This window comes from Patescibacteria group bacterium (assembly GCA_034660655.1).
Classification (GTDB): Bacteria; Patescibacteriota; Patescibacteriia; order JAACEG01; family JAACEG01; genus JAACEG01.
On sequence record JAYEJU010000026.1, the window covers coordinates 1 to 4,090 of the forward strand.

Sequence of the window (4,090 nt, forward strand, 5' to 3'; positions counted from 1 at the left end):
GGATGTTCAGGAGGCACTATTCCAGATTTAGAACAGAGTTGCAATTATGACGGAGGAGAAGAAACTTGTACCAGTTTTGGATATTCTAGTTGGAGCGCGTGTCAATCAAACAGCACGCAATCTAGAACGGTTGTGTCTAGCTCTCCAAGTGGATGTTCAGGCGGGAGTCCAATACTTTCTCAAAGCTGTGTTTATAATCCTGGCGGAGGAGGTGGCGGAGGCGGCGGCGGAGGAGGAGGCGGTGGAACACCTCCTATTGATACTACTCCTCCAGCCCAGCCAGCAGATATTGAAACAGTTGATTCAGATGACGATAAAATGCAAATTACTTGGAGTAATCCAAATGATTCTGATTTTAACAAAATTTTAATTATTAAAAGCAAAGAAGTGCTTCAAAATAATTTGTCAGTTGATCAGCTTAAAAGCAAAGGAGAAATTATGTATGAAGGAAATAGCGAAACATGGACTGATAACGACGCAAGTGATGATATTACATATTATTACGCGATTTTAGCTTGTGATAATAAATTAAATTATACTAAGCCATTGATTATTATAAGGGTTTTTGGATCAAGTATTGATTATTCTTATTTAACAAGTTTAGCTGGAGTATCAAGCGAAATTGTTGAAATAGTAAGCAAAAGCGAAGCGCAAATAATATATGATTATAATCAGTCCAGCAATTTAAACAATGTCAATACTGGAATTTATGATAGAATTACAAAAAAATACGCAAGCAATTTGCAAACTAATGACAAATATTCTATTGCTTATTTTATTTACGCTGGGAGTAAAACTACTAAAATATTAGGTGCAGGCGAGTTAGGAGGAGTTGTTAATTCTTACAGTTCAGTATTTAATAAAATGCCGAAAACAGTATCTGACTGGCAGGATATTATTAAAATAGGCAATGGCAGATGGCCTGCTGAAAGAAATTTATCTGCTGAACAAAAGGCTGAACAAGAAATATTTAAAAAAGTTTATTTAAGATCCGCTGATATGTCTAATCCAAATGATAATGCCGCCGTGACTGTGATTACTTATGGGTTAAGGCCGGCAGACAGAAATATGGATTCAGAAAAAGCAGGTATAAAAATATTTAAAAATATTCACGGCTATAATCCAAGTTCAGCAACAGATTGGGATACTGTAAGAGCAATCGCGTATTCCGGCGCTACTCGTTAGGGATATTTACTCCATATTCTTGTGGCGCGTGGTTGTAAGTGCAATAGCTCCCTTATGCCTGATAGGGGGCAAAAAAGAAATGTTTGAATGTTATCGTGTTTAATTGTTTAGTTTTATGAATTTATTAAAAGAGGGGAATGTTAGAGCATTAAAATTCGGTTGTTATACTGTCTGTGTTATTATTGCTCTATTTATTTACAATCTTTTTATTAAAATCTATTTTGATCCTTGCTGCCAAGAAAATACTTTTGGAGAATTTATGTTTTTAATGAGCAGTTTTTTATCTTATATTTTGGGAATAGGAATTATAGTCACAGTTATTTTTGTTTTTATTAAAATCAAAATTGATAAATTCAGGCCTAAAAGAGAAATATTATTTAAAAAGAGAAAAGAATCAGCTCTTAATCTGTTTTTTATTGTTATTTTGTTAGCTAATTTTTGTTTATTATTAGCCGCTCAGTTGCCTAAAATTTTGATAGGATGTGTTGGCTGCGAAATTGAACAAAATTCAAAAAAATTTTTGGATTCTGAGATAAAAAACAAAACAGAATTAATCAAATTTTAATTTATGCTTAGAAATATCGTGAAAACAAATATTTTAGCCGTGGCAGACGCTAAAATAATCGCTAATTTTTTATTTTTAGCTGGATTGTCAATTTTAATACCTGCCTTTTTTCATATACAATTTATAACAGGACCAATGATTAATGCTATTCTTTTTTTATCAGTTGTTTTGTTGGGCAGAAGCAGCGCTTTGCTGATTGGGATGATTCCCTCAGTTATAGCCCTGTCTTTTGGCCTTTTGCCAGCTTTGTTGGCGCCAATGGTTCCGTTTATAATGCTTTCCAACGCTATTTTGATAATGGTTTTTAGTTGGCTAGAAAAAAAATATTGGGCAGCTGTTTTAATTGCTTCAACAGCAAAATTTTTATTTTTATATTTCAGCTGTTCAATAATAATGGATTTAATTTTTAAAAAAGAACTGGCTTTAAAGATTTCACAGATATTAGGCTGGACGCAACTTGCTACGGCGATTTTAGGCGGAATAATCGCTTTTTTAATATTAAAAAGTTTAAAAATATGGCAAAGAAAATAGTTATTTTAACGCTTTGTTCTGTTTTTATTTTGTCAATTTTTATATTAATTTTCAAAAATCAGAAGATAGAAACAAGCAAAAAAGAAAAAATAAATGTTATGGTTTCTATTTTGCCGCAGATTGATTTTGTAAAAAACATTGGCAAAGATAAAATTGATGTATGCGCGATGATTCCGCCAGGTTTTAGCCCAGCAACTTATGAGCCGTCCCCTAATCAATTAAAAAAATTAAGTCTGGCGAATTTATATATCAGGGTAGGGCATATTCCGTTTGAAAAAATTCAGATGGAAAAAATAAAAAGATTAAATCTTAAAATGAAAGTCATAGATTCTTCAAATGGCATTGAAATTTATGAAAATGATCCGCATATTTGGATGTCGCCAAAAATGGTAAAAATACAAGTAAAAAATATTTGCAACGCTTTAATAAAAGCAGATTTTGCTAATAGAATTTTTTATAAAAATAATGAAAAAGAATATTTAGCAAGATTAGATAATTTAGATATTGAATTAAAAAACGCTTTTTCAAAAATGCAAGGCAGAAAGATTTTAGTTTTTCATCCAGCGTTTGGATATTTAGCGCGAGAATACGGCTTTGAACAAATTGCCGTTGAAATAGGCGGTAAAGAGCCAGGCGCTAAAAATTTAGCTCATATTATTAATGAAGCAAAAAAAGAAAATATTAAAATAATTTTTGTTCAAAAACAATTTAGCGCAAAAAGCGCTGAATCAATCGCTAAACAAATTAACGGAAAAGTTGTTCCCCTTAATCCTTTAGCGGAAAATTATATTGAAAATTTAAGAAATATAGCAGAAGAAATACAAAAGTAAAAATTTTACAAAAATGCCTAAACCAATCATTAAAATTAAAAATCTATCTTTTGCTTTTAAAAAAGAAATTAATATTTTAGAAAATATTAATTTAAATGTTTTTCAGAATGATTTTTTAGGAATTATCGGTCCTAATGGAGGCGGAAAAACAACTCTTTTAAAGATAATTTTAGGGCTTTTAAATCCTGACAAAGGAACTATTACAGTTTTTGATAAAAATCCGAAAGTCGCTAGAAATATGATCGGCTATGTTCCGCAATTTTTGAAAACAGATTTAGATTGCCCAATAAGCGTTTTGGAAATTGTTTTAACAGGAATATTAAGTGAAAAAAGAATATTTCAAAAATATAATGATAAAGATTTAAAATTAGCGAAACAAGCATTGGATTTTGTGAGTTTGTGGAATTTAAAAGACAGGCAGATCGGCGAATTGTCAGGCGGGCAACGACAAAGAGTTTATATTGCCCGCGCTTTAATCAGGAAACCAAAGCTGTTTATTTTTGACGAGCCAACAGCAAGCATAGATGAAAAATCAGAACAAGATTTTTGGAATTTATTGCAAGAGATTAACAAAAAAACAACAATTATTATAGTCTCGCATGAGATAGGAGTTATATTTCAAAATGTTAACAGGATAGCTTGTTTAAATAAACAGCTTCATTGCCATGACGCTGACGAGATAACAACGGAAATGTTAGACAAAACCTATAAATGCGATATTGAACTTTTAGGCCATGGTTTGCCGCATAGAGTTTTAAAAAAACATTAAAGCAAAAAGAGTTTTTATATTTTTGATATTATATAAAATTAAAAATATTTTTATGAAAAAGAAACAAAAAACAAACTTTGTATTATTCGGAGCATTCGGATACGCACTGGCAGTATTTGGATTATTTATAGCCACGGGAGTTTTGGGGTTTGGGGAGGGTGCGAGGGCAGAAATCAACAACCACAACTACAAACGACACATCTTCAACCC

The 4,090-nt window shown here is 31.6% G+C and carries 5 protein-coding genes; all 5 read left to right on the plus strand.

From position 1 onward, the window contains the following. Positions 1-1,185 (plus strand): hypothetical protein (locus U9O55_02110; protein MEA2088614.1); only part of this gene is annotated, 1,185 nt, incomplete at its 5' end. Between the two features lie 115 nt (positions 1,186-1,300). Further along, the gene (locus tag U9O55_02115; GenBank protein ID MEA2088615.1) at positions 1,301-1,750 is read left to right on the plus strand and encodes a hypothetical protein; all 450 of its coding nucleotides are present in this window, start codon (positions 1,301-1,303) and stop codon (positions 1,748-1,750) included. Between the two features lie 3 nt (positions 1,751-1,753). Then, a complete protein-coding gene (locus U9O55_02120) occupies positions 1,754-2,281 on the plus strand; it encodes an iron hydrogenase (GenBank protein ID MEA2088616.1) in 528 nt (175 codons plus the stop codon). Further along, on the plus strand, positions 2,266-3,111 hold the full coding sequence (locus tag U9O55_02125) for a zinc ABC transporter substrate-binding protein (GenBank protein ID MEA2088617.1): 846 nt from the start codon (positions 2,266-2,268) through the stop codon (positions 3,109-3,111). The genes U9O55_02120 and U9O55_02125 overlap by 16 nt, the downstream gene beginning before the upstream one ends. A gap of 13 nt (positions 3,112-3,124) precedes the next feature. Further along, positions 3,125-3,880: a metal ABC transporter ATP-binding protein gene (locus tag U9O55_02130; GenBank protein MEA2088618.1), complete on the plus strand. Its 756-nt coding sequence runs from the start codon at positions 3,125-3,127 to the stop codon at positions 3,878-3,880. Positions 3,881-4,090: the final 210 nt, after the last annotated feature.

Excerpts from the sequence above, each read along its gene's own strand:
- U9O55_02130 (MEA2088618.1), top strand. The coding sequence starts at position 3,125 with ATGCCTAAACCAATCATTAAAATTAAAAATCTATCTTTTGCTTTTAAA.
- U9O55_02120 (MEA2088616.1), top strand. The coding sequence starts at position 1,754 with ATGCTTAGAAATATCGTGAAAACAAATATTTTAGCCGTGGCAGACGCT.
- U9O55_02115 (MEA2088615.1), top strand. The coding sequence starts at position 1,301 with ATGAATTTATTAAAAGAGGGGAATGTTAGAGCATTAAAATTCGGTTGT.
- U9O55_02125 (MEA2088617.1), top strand. The coding sequence starts at position 2,266 with ATGGCAAAGAAAATAGTTATTTTAACGCTTTGTTCTGTTTTTATTTTG.